This window comes from Vibrio sp. SCSIO 43153 (assembly GCF_023716625.1).
In the GTDB taxonomy this organism is placed as follows: Bacteria; Pseudomonadota; Gammaproteobacteria; order Enterobacterales; family Vibrionaceae; genus Vibrio; species Vibrio rotiferianus.
Window position 1 is genome coordinate 1,182,774 of record NZ_CP071855.1, and the last position, 18,166, is coordinate 1,200,939.

The 18,166-nt window shown below is 46.7% G+C and carries 16 protein-coding genes; 12 read left to right on the top strand and 4 right to left on the bottom strand.

The features are described from left to right. Positions 1-64: 64 nt before the first annotated feature. Positions 65-784, bottom strand: a complete 720-nt coding sequence (locus tag J4N37_RS05420) for a FadR/GntR family transcriptional regulator (RefSeq protein ID WP_009705698.1) — start codon at positions 782-784, stop codon at positions 65-67. Positions 785-1,152: 368 nt separating this feature from the next. Here J4N37_RS05420 and J4N37_RS05425 point away from each other — a divergent pair, with 368 nt between their 5' ends. The 7 genes from J4N37_RS05425 to J4N37_RS05455 all read left to right on the top strand — a co-directional run bounded on the left by J4N37_RS05425 (position 1,153) and on the right by J4N37_RS05455 (position 6,952). Beyond that, entirely contained in the window at positions 1,153-1,929 is a 777-nt protein-coding gene (locus J4N37_RS05425) for an SDR family NAD(P)-dependent oxidoreductase (protein ID WP_252041841.1), read from the top strand. Between the two features lie 119 nt (positions 1,930-2,048). Continuing rightward, positions 2,049-2,765 (top strand): FadR/GntR family transcriptional regulator, encoded by a 717-nt coding sequence (locus J4N37_RS05430; RefSeq protein ID WP_005437108.1) that lies wholly within the window; start codon positions 2,049-2,051, stop codon positions 2,763-2,765. Between the two features lie 183 nt (positions 2,766-2,948). Beyond that, positions 2,949-4,238 carry an MATE family efflux transporter gene (locus tag J4N37_RS05435; RefSeq protein WP_252041842.1) on the top strand — a complete coding sequence of 430 codons (1,290 nt, stop codon included), beginning with the start codon at positions 2,949-2,951 and terminating at the stop codon, positions 4,236-4,238. A gap of 191 nt (positions 4,239-4,429) precedes the next feature. After that, the gene (locus J4N37_RS05440) at positions 4,430-5,416 is read left to right on the top strand and encodes a permease (RefSeq protein WP_252041844.1); all 987 of its coding nucleotides are present in this window, start codon (positions 4,430-4,432) and stop codon (positions 5,414-5,416) included. 33 nt (positions 5,417-5,449) lie between these two features. Next, positions 5,450-5,698, top strand: a complete 249-nt coding sequence (locus tag J4N37_RS05445) for a thioredoxin family protein (protein ID WP_005437129.1) — start codon at positions 5,450-5,452, stop codon at positions 5,696-5,698. Positions 5,699-5,781: 83 nt separating this feature from the next. Beyond that, positions 5,782-6,297 carry a sigma-70 family RNA polymerase sigma factor gene (locus tag J4N37_RS05450; RefSeq protein WP_039987300.1) on the top strand — a complete coding sequence of 172 codons (516 nt, stop codon included), beginning with the start codon at positions 5,782-5,784 and terminating at the stop codon, positions 6,295-6,297. A gap of 100 nt (positions 6,298-6,397) precedes the next feature. Continuing rightward, complete coding sequence (locus J4N37_RS05455; protein ID WP_009705715.1) at positions 6,398-6,952, top strand: hypothetical protein; 555 nt, start codon at positions 6,398-6,400, stop codon at positions 6,950-6,952. A 766-nt stretch (positions 6,953-7,718) separates the two neighbouring features. Here the strand turns inward: J4N37_RS05455 and J4N37_RS05460 are convergent. Both J4N37_RS05460 and J4N37_RS05465 read right to left on the bottom strand, forming a co-directional pair. After that, on the bottom strand, positions 7,719-8,678 hold the full coding sequence (locus tag J4N37_RS05460) for a chromosome partitioning protein ParA (RefSeq protein ID WP_252041845.1): 960 nt from the start codon (positions 8,676-8,678) through the stop codon (positions 7,719-7,721). Continuing rightward, the gene (locus tag J4N37_RS05465; RefSeq protein WP_252041847.1) at positions 8,675-10,003 is read right to left on the bottom strand and encodes a sphingomyelin phosphodiesterase; all 1,329 of its coding nucleotides are present in this window, start codon (positions 10,001-10,003) and stop codon (positions 8,675-8,677) included. The genes J4N37_RS05460 and J4N37_RS05465 overlap by 4 nt, the downstream gene beginning before the upstream one ends. Positions 10,004-10,344: 341 nt before the next feature. Here J4N37_RS05465 and J4N37_RS05470 point away from each other — a divergent pair, with 341 nt between their 5' ends. From J4N37_RS05470 to J4N37_RS05490, 5 genes are all read left to right on the top strand, one after another. Then, positions 10,345-11,202, top strand: coding sequence for a YDG/SRA domain-containing protein (locus J4N37_RS05470; protein ID WP_252041848.1), 858 nt, complete (start codon positions 10,345-10,347; stop codon positions 11,200-11,202). A gap of 69 nt (positions 11,203-11,271) precedes the next feature. Continuing rightward, positions 11,272-11,610, top strand: coding sequence for a GFA family protein (locus J4N37_RS05475; RefSeq protein ID WP_252041849.1), 339 nt, complete (start codon positions 11,272-11,274; stop codon positions 11,608-11,610). Between the two features lie 245 nt (positions 11,611-11,855). Then, a complete protein-coding gene (locus J4N37_RS05480) occupies positions 11,856-14,294 on the top strand; it encodes a M9 family metallopeptidase (protein ID WP_252041851.1) in 2,439 nt (812 codons plus the stop codon). Positions 14,295-14,441: 147 nt separating this feature from the next. Further along, positions 14,442-14,699 carry a hypothetical protein gene (locus tag J4N37_RS05485; RefSeq protein ID WP_005437145.1) on the top strand — a complete coding sequence of 86 codons (258 nt, stop codon included), beginning with the start codon at positions 14,442-14,444 and terminating at the stop codon, positions 14,697-14,699. 158 nt (positions 14,700-14,857) lie between these two features. After that, a complete protein-coding gene (locus J4N37_RS05490; RefSeq protein ID WP_252041852.1) occupies positions 14,858-15,886 on the top strand; it encodes a metal-dependent hydrolase in 1,029 nt (342 codons plus the stop codon). A gap of 113 nt (positions 15,887-15,999) precedes the next feature. Here the strand turns inward: J4N37_RS05490 and J4N37_RS05495 are convergent, their stop codons facing one another. Continuing rightward, entirely contained in the window at positions 16,000-18,165 is a 2,166-nt protein-coding gene (locus J4N37_RS05495; RefSeq protein WP_252041853.1) for a heparinase II/III domain-containing protein, read from the bottom strand. Position 18,166 lies beyond the last annotated feature (1 nt).

Genomic DNA, 18,166 nt, shown 5'->3' on the forward strand with positions numbered 1-18,166 from the left:
ATGAGGGAGGCAGAGACAAAAAAGCACGCGAAGGACGCGTGCTTTCTATGGTTTGTCGCTGAACTTATTTTACTGGCGCTAAGCGGTGCTTAGAGTCTAATAAGTGATTCGCTGATGCTTGGCGTGCTTTTTCAGAGTTGCCTGCCATGATTGCATCGTAAATCTGACGGTGCTCTTTGATACAAGTACTGCCTTCTTCCGAAGAGTGCGCAATAAAGTTAACGAACATCGTCGTTAGGATATTGCCGAATGGTAGGTAGAAGTCGTTACCTGTTGCATTGAAAATCAGGCTGTGGAAGCGTGTATCCACTTCCATCCATTTTTCGTGATCAAACTCTTCCGCTTCTGCAACGTCGACCATCTGTTGGAAAGTTTCAGATAATTCAATACGTTGTTCTGCAGTCGCGTGAATAGCAGCAAGTGCACATGCTTCTGGCTCGATCGCACGGCGTAAACCAAGGAATTGACCACAGAACTGGTCAGTATCTGCAAGACCGTCCATCCATTCAATCAGTTGAGGATCTAAGAAGTTCCAGTAAGCGCGGTTGATGACGCGAGTACCAACTTTAGGACGCGACTCAAGTAGGCCTTTTGACGTTAGCAATTTCACTGCTTCACGTAGTGCAGTACGGCTTATGCCAAATTGCTCACAAAGAACCATTTCGCCAGGTAGGATAGAGCCCTGAGGGAGCTTACCAGACAAAATACCACGTGCGATTTCACGCGCTACTTGCACATGAAGGCTTCGCTTAGAGCCTGAGATAGAATGAAATTCGCCAGACATAATCTTCACTTAATTGCTAAATATGTATTATTTAAGCCGTACTATAGCACTCTTGCCCCCACCCACCAAGCAGATGTGAACGTAATATAAGAGGGTTCACAGAACGCGCGTTTTCACTAGACACAATCAGTGATTGCGTTGACTTGACCGCTTCTTCAATATCGTTTTTATCGCTATCAAGTTGTTAAATTATTCATACAAATAATAGCTGTAAAATCCTACTTGTTGTGACCCAAACCACAAATGCAACGCAAAACTGACGAATTTTGCTGGATCTCGCTCAATTGGGCGCAAATACGCTTGCGACCGAAAGATCTTATTGTATGATTTATTTCGAAAGCACGAATAACTAACATAGGTAAACCGTCATGTTTAACGATTTGAAAGGTAAGCGCGTACTTATCACTGGTTCTACGTCAGGTATGGGCCTAGCGGCGGCACGCGTGTTCGCAAAATACGGCGCTAAAATCGGCATTAACAGTCATCAAACCGGTCCTGACGCAGATGCAGCAGTGACTGAGCTAACTGCACTTGGTGGCGATGTTAAGTTTTTCCAAGCGAACCTTATGGTGACCGCAGATTGCGAAAAACTGGTTAAGGAATTTACCGATCATTTCGGTGGTATGGACGTGCTAATCAACAACGCTGGTGGTCTTGGCGGTCGTGAGAATCTAGAAAACATCGATGATGAGTTCTACAACCGCGTGATGGATCTGAACGCTCGTTCTGCGTTGATGACAACCAAATATTCAATCCCGCACCTACGTGCCTCTGCAGTGGAGTCTGGTGAGACAGCATGTGTGATCAGCACTGGTTCTATTGCAGCTCGTGAAGGCGGCGGTGTTGGTGCTGGTATCTACGCAGCATCAAAAGCGTGGTTACACGACATTCACCGTAACTGGGTGAAAGAGTTCACTAAAGACAATATCCGTTTCAACATCGTTTCACCAGGCACTATCGATACAGCATTCCACGATGGTAAATCTGACGAGTTGAAAGCAGCAATCGCAAGCGGTATCCCTATGGGTCGCTTCGGTCGAATCGAAGAAGTAGCACCAACGTTTGCTTTCTTTGCTTCACATGCATGCTCTGGTTACATCACTGGTCAAGTGCTGGATGTAAACGGCGGACAAATGGCGCCATAAGCGCTGACCTATTTCGTTTCAGACGAATACACTGACCTCAAAAAGCCAGCTTCGTCTGGCTTTTTTTGATCATTTATCAAGTGCTACGGCACTGGAAGCATAATTATAAGGAGCGTCAAATGGCAAAGTTTTCTCTTGTGGAGGATTCACACCGCAAGATCCATGTGCAAGTTGCCAGACAAATCGCCCGCAAAATACTGTCAGGTGAGCTAAACCAAAATGAAAAACTACCCAATGAGATGGATCTCTGTGATGCATTTGGCGTGAGTCGCACAGCATTACGCGAGTCAACCAAACTGCTCTCAGCAAAAGGGCTAATCGAGTCAAAGCCGAAGGTGGGGACGACCATTCGCGCGCGCAACCACTGGCATTTTCTCGATCCTCAACTCTTGGAATGGATTCAAGATTTAGAAGATACCGAGCCGTTTCTGGCTCAGTTTTTGGGGCTGCGTAAAGCGATTGAACCAGAGGCTTGTGCCTTAGCGGCGAATAACGCAACAGCAGAGCAACGCAAAGAATTGTCGGTCATTTTTCAGCGTATGACCATGGCGGCCAATCGTTTCGATTATGACGATTGGACGGTCAACGACCACCTGTTCCACCAGACAATATTCCTTGCAACAGGCAATCAATTCTACATTCCGTTTAGCAATATCTTGTCGACCATCTTCAAGCAGTTTATCGATCATTCAGCTGAAGGCGGTCGTTTTTGTATTGAAGAGCATCGCGCGATTTACGATGCCATTATGGCAGGGAATGGAGACCAAGCTCGCATCGCGTCGCATACATTGCTTAACGACGAAAACCAAAAACTGGCTCAGGTCGTCAACGGTTGATGAATCAACGTGTATTTGGCTTTGCTCTAACGGTGAAAGGATAGGGCAAGGCCAACGTTTAGCGGCAACGGCTTGCTTGCTAGTTGCGCTTGTGACAACTCCGAAAGGTCTACCATGTCTTCCCAACCCTATATAAGAAAAAATCTGTCCCTTGCTTGGCCATTGGCCTTGAACGCATTACTAATGCAGTCGATGTTAATGATCGACACCTTCCTTGTCTCACCGCTCGGTGAAGTTTCCCTTGCTGCCATGGGTATTGCTACCACCATCGTCTCCTTTGTTTTAGGTATCCAAATGGCGCTGGCAAACGGCTCACAGTTGGTACTCAGTCGTGGAGTTGGATCTGGGCAACACCTGGCGCTGAACAAAGGTTTCTGGGCGGGCTTAATTATCAACGTTTTGGTCGCGGTTGTGTTTTGGACTCTGATTACCGCCTTCGACAAAGCGTTGATCAGTAAGTTAACCGACAACGTTGCTCTTTATGCAGAGACCGAACGTTACCTCGCTGTCGCCAAGTTCATCATCATCTTCAACGCGATTACTCAAGTTATGATCGCCTTGTTTAATGCACTTGGCCGAACCAAAGTACCGTTCAAAGGGTATTTGATTGAGCTACCCGTCAACATGGCAATGTCGTACGTGTTGATTCATGGCTTTGCTGGTTTTGAGGGTATTGGTGTGCAAGGTGCGGCTGCAGGTAGCTTAATCGCTATCACCATTCGATTGCTGTACTTAACGCTTTGTATTCGATGGGATGATTCCATCGTCTTGTCGATTAAGAACCTAGATGCGTCACTGAAGGCCAACACGCTGAACCACTTTAAAGAGATATTCCCCGTTGCAGCAAACGTAACCATGTTGCAAACCGGCGCGACTATCTACATGTTGTTGTACTCACAGCTGACATTGAACGCCTACGTAGCGATGACCATCGTGATGCCTTGGATCAAAGCAGGGACACAGTTCATCACTGCTTGGGCGCATTCGTCGGCGATCACGATCAGCCAAGCGATTGGTTCACGACAAATGGATGAACTACGTAAAAATGTTGATATCAGCATCGACATGGCTGTGATGATCTCATTTGTCTCGGCGGCGTTCTTCTTAGCCTTGAGTTTTGTTCTACCGGATTTATACCCAGATTTAGATCCAAGTACCTACGTTGCCCTTGCTTCTATCGCGCCGTTATACATCTTTCTGCCGATTGTCCGTGGCTATAACACGGTACACGGTCACGTGTTACGTGCGTTGGGCAAGACCACAGAAGTCTTCAAGATCAACTTCACTGGCCAGTGGATTGTGTCCATCCCATTGTGTGCGTTGATTATTCTGCATTGGGATCTCTCTTTCTTTTGGGCATTCGCCGTTATGCCATTTGAAGAAATAGTGAAAGCACTGCCATTTAGGCACTTGGCGCGTAAATCACTCAACGAGTTTGATCTTAAGAAAGCTGAGAAGCTTATGTATGACTGACTGTTTAGGTAAAGCTAAAAGGAATCTCTACCAATCATGTGGGGAGCGGTAGGTTACTGTGAAAGGTGTGTTTGGTTTGAATCTGTTCTGAAATCGAGCCTGCAAATCACGACTAAAAAATAATTCAAAAAAGTGTGCATCCTTTTGCGACCTCAAACGTGTTAGAGGTAAATCGTTTAGAGGGTGCCACTATGTTGGACATTTTTACCCATTTTGCCGACTGGCTGACGTATTCCATTTTCAAATTGGAAGCCAGCACTTCAATGGCAAAAGGTGTTCATTTCTTTATTGAAGACACAAGTAAGATCCTAGTCTTACTGGTTGTGTTGATTTACGTTATCTCCGCACTGAGAGCCAGCCTGAGTGTGGACAAAGTTCGCCAATATCTACAAGGTAAGCACCGTGGTGTGGGTTACTTTCTTGGTTCTCTATTTGGTGCGATTACCCCATTTTGCTCGTGCAGTTCTATTCCTCTGTTCATGGGGTTTGTCTCCGCGCGCATTCCTATTGGTGTGACCATCGCATTTCTTATTACCTCGCCTCTGATCAACGAGGTGGTGGTCATCATGCTTGGCAGTGTCCTTGGTCTGAAATTCACCATCCTGTACGTCGTCATCGGTATGCTACTGGGCATTTTTGCAGGCTTTGTCTTGGATGCTTTTAAGGCCCACCGTTGGTTACAACCTTTCCTCGCCGAGGCTTATCACAAAGCCAATGAGCTAGATGCGCTGCCTCAAACGGCGATTGAGTCTCCGCCAATGACGTTGCAACAACGCCATGAATTTGCCGTGAACGAAACCAGTACCATCTTCAAACGCATTTGGATTTGGGTATTTGTTGGGGTGGGTATCGGTGCGTTTATTCATGGTTTTGTTCCGGCTGATTGGTTCGAGCAAAACCTCGCACACGGACAATGGTGGACCGTACCACTTGCCACACTCAGTGCCATTCCGATTTACACCAACGCAACGGGCATCGTGCCAATCATGGCGTCGTTGATAGACAAAGGCATGCCACTGGGAACCACGCTTGCGTTTTGCATGGGAGCGGTCGCCGTGAGCTTGCCAGAGTTCATGATGCTCAAACAAGTAATGCAATACCGATTACTTTGCGCCATCGCGGGTTACTTGCTGGTGGCGATTTCCATCACGGGTTGGTTGTTTAACTTCTTCTATTAATCACAACAGAGCAAATGCTCACAGGAGTCAGATATGAAAAGCATTCAAGTTTATGGTTCAGGTTGTAAGAACTGCATCGTCACCGCAGAACGTATTGCCGAGGTTGCGCAAGAGCTAGGGCAACAAGTCAGCATTGAAAAAGTCACCAGTTTAGAAGCCATCATGAAAGCGGGTATTATGAGCACACCGGGTGTCGCGATTAATGGCGAGTTGAAACACACAGGTTCGGTGCCATCTGTTGATCTGGTTCGCGATTTGCTCAAAGAAGATGTTGTAGCGTAAAGGCAAGGAAAGTGCGTCGCGCGTGCGGATTGTTTGAATGAGCACGCGCGACGACCAATCGAGATTCAAGAATGAAATGTTTGATGAATGCGTGGAACCATGCAGAACCGAGCCTTTATGGTTGGCTACTAAAGCAAACCCAAAATCCGCATGAAGCGGAAGACATCATGCAAGAAGTGTTTCTCAAAGCCATGGAGAACAGCGAGCGTTTCTGTACATTGCAAGACGGCAAATCATGGTTGTTTAAGATGACCAGAAACCACTTCGTCGACCAACTAAGACGGAAAATCCAATCGGTAGAAATCGAAGAGTTTGTCACGCCAACAGAAATTTCTCCCGCGATGGTTCAACTTCAACGTTGTCTTCCAAAGGTATTAGTGAAACTTACCGAGCAAGAGCGTGATGTAATAGAGCAGTGTGACCTCAACGGCATGGCACAAAAAGCTTACGCAGAAAAACACCAGCTCAGCCTGCCAGCTGTGAAGGCGCGTTTACGCCGAGCCCGAATAGAGCTCAAAAGCATTTTAGTGAGCGAGTGCAAAGTGACCCAAGACCAAACGGGCGTCTGCTGCTTTAAGTCTTTTCAAGCTGAACCTTAAATCTTTCTGACAGTAACGTTTCTGATTTAAATTCATTGATAATAATTCTCATTACGCTATGTTTGTGGTCTTAAATACACTCATTGTTGCGGAGACCAACATGGAACACTCGGATATTACTCAACTGCTTATTCCAAAGAGTGATTGGGCATCGCCTGATCTTTTTCTTTATGAAGGGGAAGACAAACTTCGTCTGAGCTTAGAAGGCGCAATTCAATACAGTGGATTGAACAGCATTGGTGGCGTAGTTCTGGGCTTTAGAATGATCCAATACGCGGTGCAACTGGCGGCGGGTGATCAGTCTTTGCAACGAGATGGCATCAGTATTTATACCGCGTTCCCAGGTCGTGGTGCTCAAGATGCTTTTGAATATACATGCCGCGCACTACGTGATAAACGTTATTGTTGCGATACCACATTGCACCACCCAGCAGCGCAAACCGGGCAACGTGGCCAGTTTCTATTTACGATTCGTTTGAATGAACAATCTATGGTGATGACACCTGCAAACGGACTACCAAGAAAAAGCTACTTTGAAGCCGACCGACATTCACAAGACAGCCGAGAAGCGGCATTGAAATGGCGAGATGAGAAGATCAACTTCGCTAACACGCTCTTGAGCTTGCCTCCGGAAGAGTGCTTGCGAGTGTTGTAACTCTTGAGTTCTTCACGGAACGAATTATAGAAGGTCGCTTTAAGTAAGCGACCTTCTTGTATCAAGCATTCGCGGGAACTAGATTACTAGTCACGCTTTAGCTTGCTGGAATGACACGGTTTAAGCTTTGAGTTAGTGGAGGACTTATTTGCTGTCGATGACCATGAACTCAAACATCGTCATTCCCTAGAGCGAAGAATGAGCGAGTAGGGAAGCTCATTTCATACTCATGCTCTAAATACCGTCATTCTGAAAAACGAGGGACGAGTGTAATTCAGAATCTACTTACCAAGTGCTGTTGAATCTTGGTGTTATCTCAAATTCACAGCTCGTTGAAACCAGATTCCTAGTCGCGCCTAGGCTTGCTGGAATGACCCAGTTTAAGTTTTGAGTTAGCGGAGGACTTATCTGCTATCGATGACCATGAACTCAAACATCGCCATTTCCCAGAGCGAAGGTGAATAAGAGGGAAGCCCATTTCACACTCATGCTCTAAATACCGTCATTCTGCAAAACGAGGGACGAGTGTAATTCAGAATCTACTTACCAAGTGCTGTTGAATCTTGGTGTTATCTCAAATTCACAGTTCGTTGAAACCAGATTCCTAGTCGCGCCTAGGCTTGCTGGAATGACCCCGTTTAAGCTTTGAGTTAGTGGAAGCCGTATTTGTTGCCTACGATCACGACCCCAAACATCGTCATTCCCTAGAGCGAAGAATGAGCGAGTAGGGAATCTCTCACTTACAGTTGCTCAGACAAACGAGCCGTTAACTCGCAAAGAACTCGCGACGAAAATCCGCCACCTCTTGTTGGTAATACTGTTGCCACTCCGAGTCCGACAAACCAGCATGGCTGGTCGCTCTTTGTGTGGCCAGTTTGGATTCAAGCTGCTGCAACTCACTCTGATAATCGCGCACTTGCTGCTTTTGCTCGGCGACTTGTTGTTCGCGAGCGTGTATATCTTCACTCTCTTGTTCAGAAAGGTAAGTTTGTTGAAGCTCTTCAATCAAAGCCTCACGCTCTGTTTGGCTTACGTTATCCGGAATTAACGCCACCGCACGCTCATACTTTGCTTGCTCGCTGGCTAATCCCAACGTTTCTTCATTGCCTTGCCACTCTTGAACTAAATCCTCAAAGGCTTGCACGTAGTCTTGAGCGGGAGTCGAATCCAACTGTTCTGCCTGCAAACTAAAATCGTAAAGGGCAAACTCATCAGCAAAAATGACTTCGGCCAGCTCACCCCATATCTTTCTCGCTTCCGCTTTGAGCAGGGCAACACGAGAGGCGAGCGGTTGCTGCTCATCAAACAACAAATCACCCACACTTTGCTGCCACAAACTATTGAGCTGATGGTAGTTCGCCAGTAAAGCAAAGCGCTCACCCGACATATAACTTTCCAGCTCGGCCAGCTTAGATTCGCAGTTATGGTCAGACATACACGTATGCCAGAACGTCTCTATTTCGGCTTTTAATGCACGACCTTTGGCGTCATTCAAACGTCCAGCAATGACTTTAATTGGAGAAGGGGTATCTTTGGCTTTCGGTACGACTTTTTTGCTGGCAGTTTGATTGGCTGGTGAAGAAGAATAGCCACTAGTATCTTGCTCAGCACGCCCTTCAATCACAGAATAAAACGGCAACAAGCTTTCACGCTTATCACCCGCCATTGAGAACCAAATCGTGCCCGCCACAACGGCGGACACAGTAACTAACGCAATACGCTTCATGGTTTGATCACAGCGCTAACAGGGAAGTGATCCGACAGATTGTAATGCTTCCACAAACTCTCTGCGGTAGAGCGCGGAACGTCGACACGGTTATCGTTAAACGACTTCACGCCATATTCATTGCTCACCATCACGTAGTCGAGGTACTCCACATTCTCGCCACCAGATAAAGCCTCTCCGGCAAAGTTGTTGATGCGAGGATCGAAGGTCGAAGCGGTATAACCTGAGTACTGCGGTTCTATCGCACTTAAATTCGCAATCATCTGCTGGTAGTCACCAGGGAACTTCAACTTGTTTACGTTAAAGTCACCGCTGTAAACCACAGTCTCGTTGGTAGGGATATTTAGAGATTGGGCCATTGTGCGCATTTGTTTGAACTGGCGCTGACGATATTCGCGCGCCGTATCCGTATCAAAAGACGCAGTATGAGTCGCGAACACATGGTAAGCCTGACCACCTTTGATGATCTCCGCATAATTCACACCCTTATCGGCAAAACAATCCGTGCCCGAGCAATCTGGGAAAACGTATTGAGCCTGATTGACGATAGGGTAGCGGCTCACAATGATCACGCCGCCGTCGTAAATATTGAAGCCATCTTTATCCAGCATCTTAGTCTGGTAAGGGTATTCTTTTGCAAGCTCACGCAAGAAAGCATCACGGCCGCTGGCAAACACCTCTTGCAGTGCCAGCACATCGTAACCTCTGACGTAATCAGGAATCAGCTCGTAACGATCGCCAATGTGAGAAGCAATCGCAGGCAGTGCCCAGATGTTATAAGTCATCAGCTTCAGGTTTTGCTCATCGGTATCGACGACTTCATCCACCTTGTTTGGCGTGATGGTGTAATACAAATCATCATAACGAGCCGTGCTGGCAGATTTGAACGCCAGTTCTGAAGTGCGGTCGCCAAATGCATCGGTACTAGAGCGGTGAATATTGCGATCGTCTTTGAGTGCTAAGCCCACATCTGTCGCAGACAAGCCATATTCAATCGTAGAGTTATACCAATGGCCTTCCATCACTTGGTTAAGCGTGATGCTCTCACCTTGTGGGTTAGACACCACGGTTTCAAAGCGGTAGTTCTGACCAGATTTCACGCCTTCCCAGCGATTAAAGCTCAGTACGGATTTGGTTTCCCAAGGGCCAAGCACTTGCACATGCTGCTGCCATTCTTCTACGTATTTCAGTAAATCACTGCCTTCGTGTTTCACTTGAATGGTTAACGGTTGGTCTGAGTTATTGGTGAGGTATACGTCCGTATCTGCCAAGCTCGGTAATGCCACTAAACCGCTTAGCAAAAGACTCCACTGCGAAAATTTCATCTTGTTTATCCATAAGTTGTGTTAGAGCAATAATTCTTATTTATAAATATGACTAGCACGTTAAATATGGATGACAGAAAGGCACTCAGCAGAAATAGTTAGCGAGTTGTGATCTTTGTTCGGATTGAATTGCAATTTGAGCGACTTTGTTTACCCAATGCTGGTCACTATCTATCTGAAAATAAACGATTGTCACCATAAAAACTTCTTGTGAAAAATGAGAGGAGTTAGGGCATATAAGTCTGGTTGAGTGTGATACCGTGAGCGTATGTTTTAGTTAGAGAGTAGTCAGTATTGCCAACTGATTTTCTAACTGAGTAGTACATATATAAGGGTTTACTATGAGAGTTTTTGGACACATACCCGATACCGAAGTCGGTGACATGTTCGAAAATCGAGCCGCGTTAGCCAAATCTGGCATCCATCCTCCAACGCAGGCTGGTATTAGTGGCGGCGCGAAAGAAGGCGCTGACTCAATCGTACTTTCCGGTGGTTATGAAGACGACGAAGATTTTGGCGACGTCATCATCTATACAGGTGCTGGTGGTCGTGACGAAAACACCAACAAACAAATTGCCGATCAAAAATTAGAACGCACCAACCTCGCTCTGGCTAGGAACAAGTTGGAGGGTTTACCCGTCCGCGTTACTCGAAGTCATAAACACCAAAGCCATTATTCTCCAACCAAAGGTTACCAATATGCGGGTTTATACCGCGTTGAAGACTATTGGTGCGAGCGAGGACTGTCTGGTTTCAAAGTATGGCGCTATAAACTTGTCCAAATTGATTCGGAACCTGCGGCAGAGGTGCAAGATACAAGCAAAGTAAGATATGAGGTGACGTCCCGCCAAGCCGTTACGGTTAACAAGATCGTCCGAGACTACAAAAAGGCAAAGCTGGTAAAAGACTGGCATCAATACCAATGCCAAGTATGCGGTTTGGCCATTGATACTGGAGCAGGGTACTACGCAGAAGCTGCACACATTCAACCGCTGGGCGAACCGCATCGCGGCCCTGATGTGGTCGAAAATATCCTGTGCTTATGTCCAAACCATCACGTGATGTTTGATAACGGAGTGTTCTCAATCGCGGATGATTTCAGTTTGATTGGTCTAGACGGACAGTTAACGTTGAGCAAAAAGCACAAGATTGAACAGGCGTTTCTTCAGTATCACCGTGAGCATTACTTTAAGATTTAGATGCCAGCCATGGATGAAGAATTTTTGCTAAAGTAACCAATACAAAATTTTGGAATGGAATCTTAGAATATGGAAATCACATGCCATTGCGGGAACATCGTTGTTCAAGCTGATGCACCGAAAGAGATAGCATCATGTAATTGCTCTATCTGCCGTCGCTATGCAGCTTATTGGGCTTACTACTCGCCAGAGCAAGTATCAGTTCGTTACGTTAAAGAGCCTTCTGTCTTTTATATCTGGGGTGATAAAGAAGTCGAGTTTCATCGCTGCAATCTGTGTGGGTGTTTGACACACTACGTAACGACAGAGAAATGCGACGCTGATATCGTCGCCATCAATATGAGGATGGCAGAAGAGGAAGTCTTGAAAGATATCCCGCTGAGACTCATAGATGGTAAGCGCTACTAACCAAAAAGCCAGACACATGTCTGGCTTTTCTCTTTTTGTTTAACTGACTTTATCTTTGATATTTCAATCAGTTGTGTAATTTTAGGAAAGAGGTGACCTGCGAAATTGAGTGTTGATTTATAAAGTGCGTGTAAATAGATAATTTCTGAACTAGCTTCATAAATATTATGCAACCTGATTCTCATTATTTATTGTAAGGAATATAACAGCAGCCCCAAACATATAACTAATTAATGAGTGTTGTTATGTCTCATACCCAACTATTCCCACGTCATCGCTTGGCTCTAGCTTGTATGCTTGCCAGTGTTTCCAGTTTCTCATTCGCTCAAGAACAGTGTGATATTCCTGATCTTCAACAGGCGCCAGATCTTGCTTTAGCCGTTTCTGAAGCGACTCATCATTGCTATGGTGCTTGGTTCTCTGCACCTGCTGATTCGCTGAACGATATCTACAGTGAAGCGAGCTTAAGCCGTATTCAAATCGCGTTAAACCAGGCCATTGCAAGTTACCGAGGTGAGGCAGAACAAGCGCGCAAACTCGAGAACCTTGGTGAGTTTGTCCGTGCGGCTTATTACGTTCGTTACAACGCGCAACAGCCGGACTTTTCTCAGGCACTAGGGCAACGTTTTGCTCAGTCGATTAATGCGTTCTTAGCGAATCCACACGCGCTAGACCAAGGACGCGAGCAAGTAGGGGCGATGAAAAGCCTGACGTTGATGGTCGACAATGTGAAGCAACTTCCTTTGACGATGGAAGCACAACTTGCGGCACTGCGTCACTTCAATCGCGAAACGGCGCAAGACACACAGTGGGTCGATGGGTTGAATAACCTTTTCCGTGCGATGGCTGGCCATGCTTCGCGAGATGATTTTTACCAATACATGGCAAGCCATACGCAACACATTGATACGTTGGCGGCGTTTGCTCGTGATAATGCTTGGGCATTGGATACGGATGCGAGCTTCTTGGTTTACAACGCTGTTCGCGAAACTGGACGTTTACTCGCCAGCCCAAACCAAGCGACTAAAGAGAAAGCGCTGCGTGTGATGCAACAAGTGATGGAGCAAAAACCGCTTGGTAGTGAACACGATAAACTTTGGCTAGCCGCAGTCGAGATGATGAGCTACTTCGCGCCAGAGGGTTTAAATGGTCTGGATTTAGATCAAGCGAAGCGTGATTTGGCGGCTCGCGTGCTACCGAATCGTCATGAGTGTGATGGTCCGGCCATCATCCGTTCTCAAGATTTAACCCAAGCCCAATCTATTGAAGCTTGTGAAGTTTTAGCCGCAAAAGAGGCCGATTTCCACCAAGTGGCGAACACAGGGCATCAACCTGTTGCGGACGACAACAACGAACGAGTAGAAGTAGCTGTGTTTGCGAACAACGGTAGCTACGTGGATTACTCGTCTTTCTTGTTTGGTAACACGACGGATAACGGCGGTCAGTACCTTGAGGGTAATCCAGCACAAGCAGGCAACGTGGCGCGCTTTGTCGCTTACCGTTACGACAATGGTGAGGCGCTTTCTATTCTCAATCTAGAGCATGAATACACCCATTACCTAGATGCGCGATTCAACCAATATGGCTCATTCAGCGATAACTTGGCACATGGTTACATTGTTTGGTGGCTAGAGGGCTTTGCTGAGTACATGCATTACAAGCAAGGTTACGATGCGGCGATTTGGCTGATTGCTGACGGTAAGATGAGCCTATCGGACGTGTTGGCGACCACTTACTCTCACGATACCAATCGAGTTTATCGTTGGGGCTACTTAGCAGTTCGCTTTATGTTGGAAGAGCATCCGCAAGAGGTAGATAGCTTACTGGCGCTTTCTCGTTCTGGTCAGTTTGCTGAGTGGGCAAAACAGGTTCAATTATTGGGTGAGCAATACAATGGCGAGTTTGACCGTTGGTTAGATTCTGTCTCTAGTGAACCTCAGCAGCCCGATCCAAATCCAGATCCAAATCCGGGTGAACCGACAGAACCTTCTGATCAAGTAACGCAGCTTGCAGCAAATCAAAGTGTGGTGCTCAGTGGCGCAGCATACAGCGAGCAACTGTTCTATGTGGATGTGCCAGAGAACACTACTCACTTTGACGTGGCGATTCATGGCAATAGCCAAGGCGATGCCGATTTGTACATGAGCTTTGAGAAAGAAGCTCATTACTATGACTTCGAGTTCAGCCAATATAGCGATGGCAGCAACGAGTTAGTGACGTTTGAGCCGGAGCAATCGGGTTACATTAAGCCGGGTCGTTACTACATCAGCATTGCGGGCCGTTCTGACTTTAATGATGTGACGCTACAGTCGTCATTAGTGACTGAAACCCCAACACCGCCAGCACAAGAGCAAGATGACTTAACCCCAGTGGTATTGGAATCTGGCCAAGCGCAAACCTTAACGGTGCACCAACAGCGTTACGCAGCGGTTTATGTTCCGCAAGGCGTACAAGAGGTGCGAGTATGGCTAACCGACAAAAACGGTAACGCAGACAATGGCAACGTTGATCTGTATGCGAGCAAAGCTTATTGGCCAACAGTAGGGCAGCACGAATACGCATCAAACTATTGGGGTAGCAATGAATACCTGCAAATTCCAGTGAGAGAAGAAGGCTATGTGCACTTCTCATTGAATGCTGATCAGCAAGGGGATGAGGTAGAGATATTGGTTTACTTCTACTAACTCGCCGTATCAAAATCAAACCCTCATGAAACCAAAGCCGGACATTAGAGTCCGGCTTTTTGCTATGCGTGCAATCCTCTTGTCATGTTTGGACCATAAGTTGAACGGCTTAAATGGCGAACAACGTAACCAGTCGATTGGAGAACCATGGCAAGAGTAGTAAACGCAGCCGATGAAGTGATCATTAAGTTGCTCCAAAACCAAGGCTTTATTAAAAGCGAAGCTGAAGCCCGCTTGAAAGAAGAAGTGTATCGTTTACACCCACACGAAATCGAAAAAGTGAAAAACTACGATCAGCACTTTGGTATCAATGCAAAAGAGAAACTGATTGATGAGATTTTAGAGCTCAGACGTGAAGCATTGATCAAGAAAATATCCCGCCCAGAGACTGCCGTTTTTAAGTAACTTGTCCTCAAAGTATCCAAGACATTTGATCGACACTCAATGTGTAAAAGTAAGTAAATAAGAGAGTCAAAGTTAGTGAGTGGTTTGACACTTATGGAAATGCGTTTTAGTTTTCGATTCAATCAATCTTTGTCATGAATGGGTATAGATAGCAGGATATGGATTCAATCACACAAGCTGCATTAGGCGCGACCGTCGCCGGTGCGATTGCTGGGAAGCGCTGTAATGCGAAGGTATTACTGATGGGTGCTGCGCTCGGCACTTTGCCGGATCTGGATGTGATTCTGGATTATGGCGACGCAGTACAAAACACAATCAAGCATCGCGGCTTTACGCATTCTCTCTTGGTGTTACCTCCTTTTGCTTTGCTAATTTCTTGGCTTTACTGCCGTTGGCGACCAGATACGTTTTGGACGCTTTCTCGTGTGTTCTTTTTAACCGTGAGTGTGTTCGTTACTCACACTTTGCTGGATGCGATGACAACGTATGGCACGCAGTTGATTTGGCCATTTGAGGGCTATTTTGAGCTGCGGAACGTGTTCATTATCGATCCGCTTTACACTCTGCCTTTGTTGCTCGCTATTGGCGTTGCACTGTTTTCTAAAACCCGCGGCGGACGTTGGTGTCAGAGTGTAGTGCTCATCTCTACGCTTTATCTCGGTTGGGGTTACGCATCGCAGAAAATGATCGCATCTCGCGTGGAGCAAAACTTAGCGGCGCAGAACTTACCGAATCAACAAGTTCTGATCACGCCAACACCGTTTAATACCTTCCTGTGGCGAGTGGTGGTGATGGATGATGGTCAATATTACGAAGGCTTGGCATCGGTACTCGATAGCGATGAGCGTATTGATTTTGTCTCGCACCCGCTAGGCAGTTGGCCTTTGGCAGATAAGCCGGAGACTTTGAAAGGGCTTAAGGCTTTCTCTCATGACTATCTGAACTATCGAGTAGAAGATGATGCACTGATTGTGTCTGACTTGCGTTTGGGAATGTCGAACAACCTTTCCTTTGAATTTATCTTTGCGGAGAAGGGCAAAGATGGCGATTGGCAGTTGTTGGAATCAACACAACGCTACCCAAGTGAGCGTAGCTTGGATTTGTTAGGCCAACTTTGGGAAAGGTTGAAAGGCGACCAGAGCATTGATGCGAATTTGGAACGTGTGGAGTTAAGCGCTCGTTCTTGAATAAGGAGTACTCCTTTCATTCTCCCATATCGTTTATAAAAAAAGCCGAACATGATGTCCGGCTTTGAATTAGTTCCCGATTTTTACATTAATTTTTAGTGACTAGCTAAAGATTAAATTTGTGCGAATGCGCCTTCCCAAGTGTAAGTCACACCGTCGAACTCAACGCGATGTGCCGCGTTTTGCTTGTCTTCTTCTAGGTTGCAGATAGCGAAGTGGTAAGCGTTGCCTGTGGTAGTTTGCAGACGAATCACGGTACCCACTTCGTTGTTGCCAACGACGGTTACTGACTCTACTAGGCCACGAGCGCCAACTGATGCTTCGATAGACTCGTTGAAGTAACCGTGTGTCTCTAGCACAGAGGCAAACACGTGGTTCTGACCAGATTGACGTAAGATCAGTGCTGGTTCGCTCTTCAAGTTGAAGTCTGGATCATTTGCACCAGTGCGAGTGAAGAACACTTTGCCGCCGTTTGTTGCGCTTGTGATTAGTGAGTAGTAGCTGTTGTCGTGCAACCAGCTTACAAGCGAGCTGCCTTGAACTTGGCCTGAGCCTACATTCCATAGGTGTTGGTAGCCGTTGTCTTCGCCCATTGGGCGCAGCGTGCTTTCTACATCGTATTCAAAATCCGTACGAATGATTTGACCAGAGTAGTGCACTGGCAGGTCGTATTGGTGCTCTTGGTCTGCTTCGATGCGGTAAACATCAATCACAAGTGGTTTTTCGAATTCTGGCAACTCAGCAAGAATGATGCTGCGCTGCATGTCTACACCGTTGTAGTAACCAGAGATACGACCGCTCATGCCTTGCAGTTTTTCGTCATCAGCTTTGAAGAAGTGCTTAGAACCGAACTTGGTTTCTGCTAGCGCTGTGTCGAAGTTGTTTTGTGTCTTTTGGTCAACCGTTACTGTGTTGTGCGCGACAGTCTGCTTACAGTAAGACTTGTTCTCTGGAATGTAACGACCGCCAAACTTAGGCTCAACGTTTACCCAGCGACCAAAGCCGTAATCGTGCAGCACTTCATGACCGCGGTTAAATACGCTCAGGTGCAGACCATCGTAGTGACCGTGGTCTAGCGCAGAGTGATACTGGTGATCGCTGCCGTGCTGACCAAACCAGATAAGCGCCATTGTGTCGTCGTCTTGCTCGTCACGGTGACGAAGAATGCTTACGCCGCCTTTTTCGCCCTCTGGACCGTCAGTTACGAATAGGCTACCCCAGTTGAATGGCTTGATGTTGTCTGTTGCTGCAACCGCGTCAGACAATGTTTTACCTGAGATATGAACCCAAACGTCTTGCTGGTGGTCTGCCATGCCAAGTAGCGTTTCAGATTGCTCGTAACGATGGAAACATACTGACGTAGCCATGATTACGCCTTCATCGTTGATCGAAATCGTCTTCGATGAATCGTTCAGTGCAGGCAAAGTACCATCTGGGAATGCCGTCTTAAATACTGCGTAAGACGTGGTCTTGATTACCGAGTCGTTGAACTCGTAAATACCAAGCTCAGGCTGACGACGCTCAATCGCTTCTGCAAATAGGTAGATTGGACGCAGCGAGAAACGGTGGTAGTAAGGACCTTCCATGTAGTAGCCGTCTGGCGAGAACAGTTGGTCTAACTGAGCTAGGAAGCCGCCGCTCACTTTGTCCAGTTTCAAGCCGTAAAGCGCTTTGTCTACTGCATCTTGATCGTTAATTGCGTAACCACAGATACCTACAGCTGCTACTGCCCACAGACCGTGGTTGTGTACGATGTCGAAGTCGTGACCGTAAGTAACTACGAACAGCTCAATCATTTGTTTGAACAGGTCGTTTTCAATCAGTGTTTTTTGCTCTTCTTCCAATGTGTGGTAAATGCAGCTGTACGCACAAGACGCGTATAGCATCCACATGTTCTCATTCAGAGTTTGGTGGAAGATCTTACCCGGAGGGTTAGAGTCACGGCTGGTGTTGCTCTCTAGCGTCGGGTATACCTTCGCGTAAGCTGTTAGCATGTCCACGATGTAATCGCGGTATTTTTGTTCGCCAGTGATAAGGAATAGGCGACCCGCTAGATCAATGTGGATGTAGTTTTGCTTGTGGCGGTTGTGCTCGTAACCGCCGCCTTCGCCGTGACCTGGAACTTCAATGCCGACCTCAGCCATGTAAGCGTCAGTTTGTTTGATGTCACGTGCTAGTGCATTTCCTAATAGGCTATCCGTGCCAAGTGCTTTGCTTAGTTCTGCCGCTTCTTCAAAGTTCATTAATAGCGGTTGGTAAGACTGGGTTTGGTAGCTCATT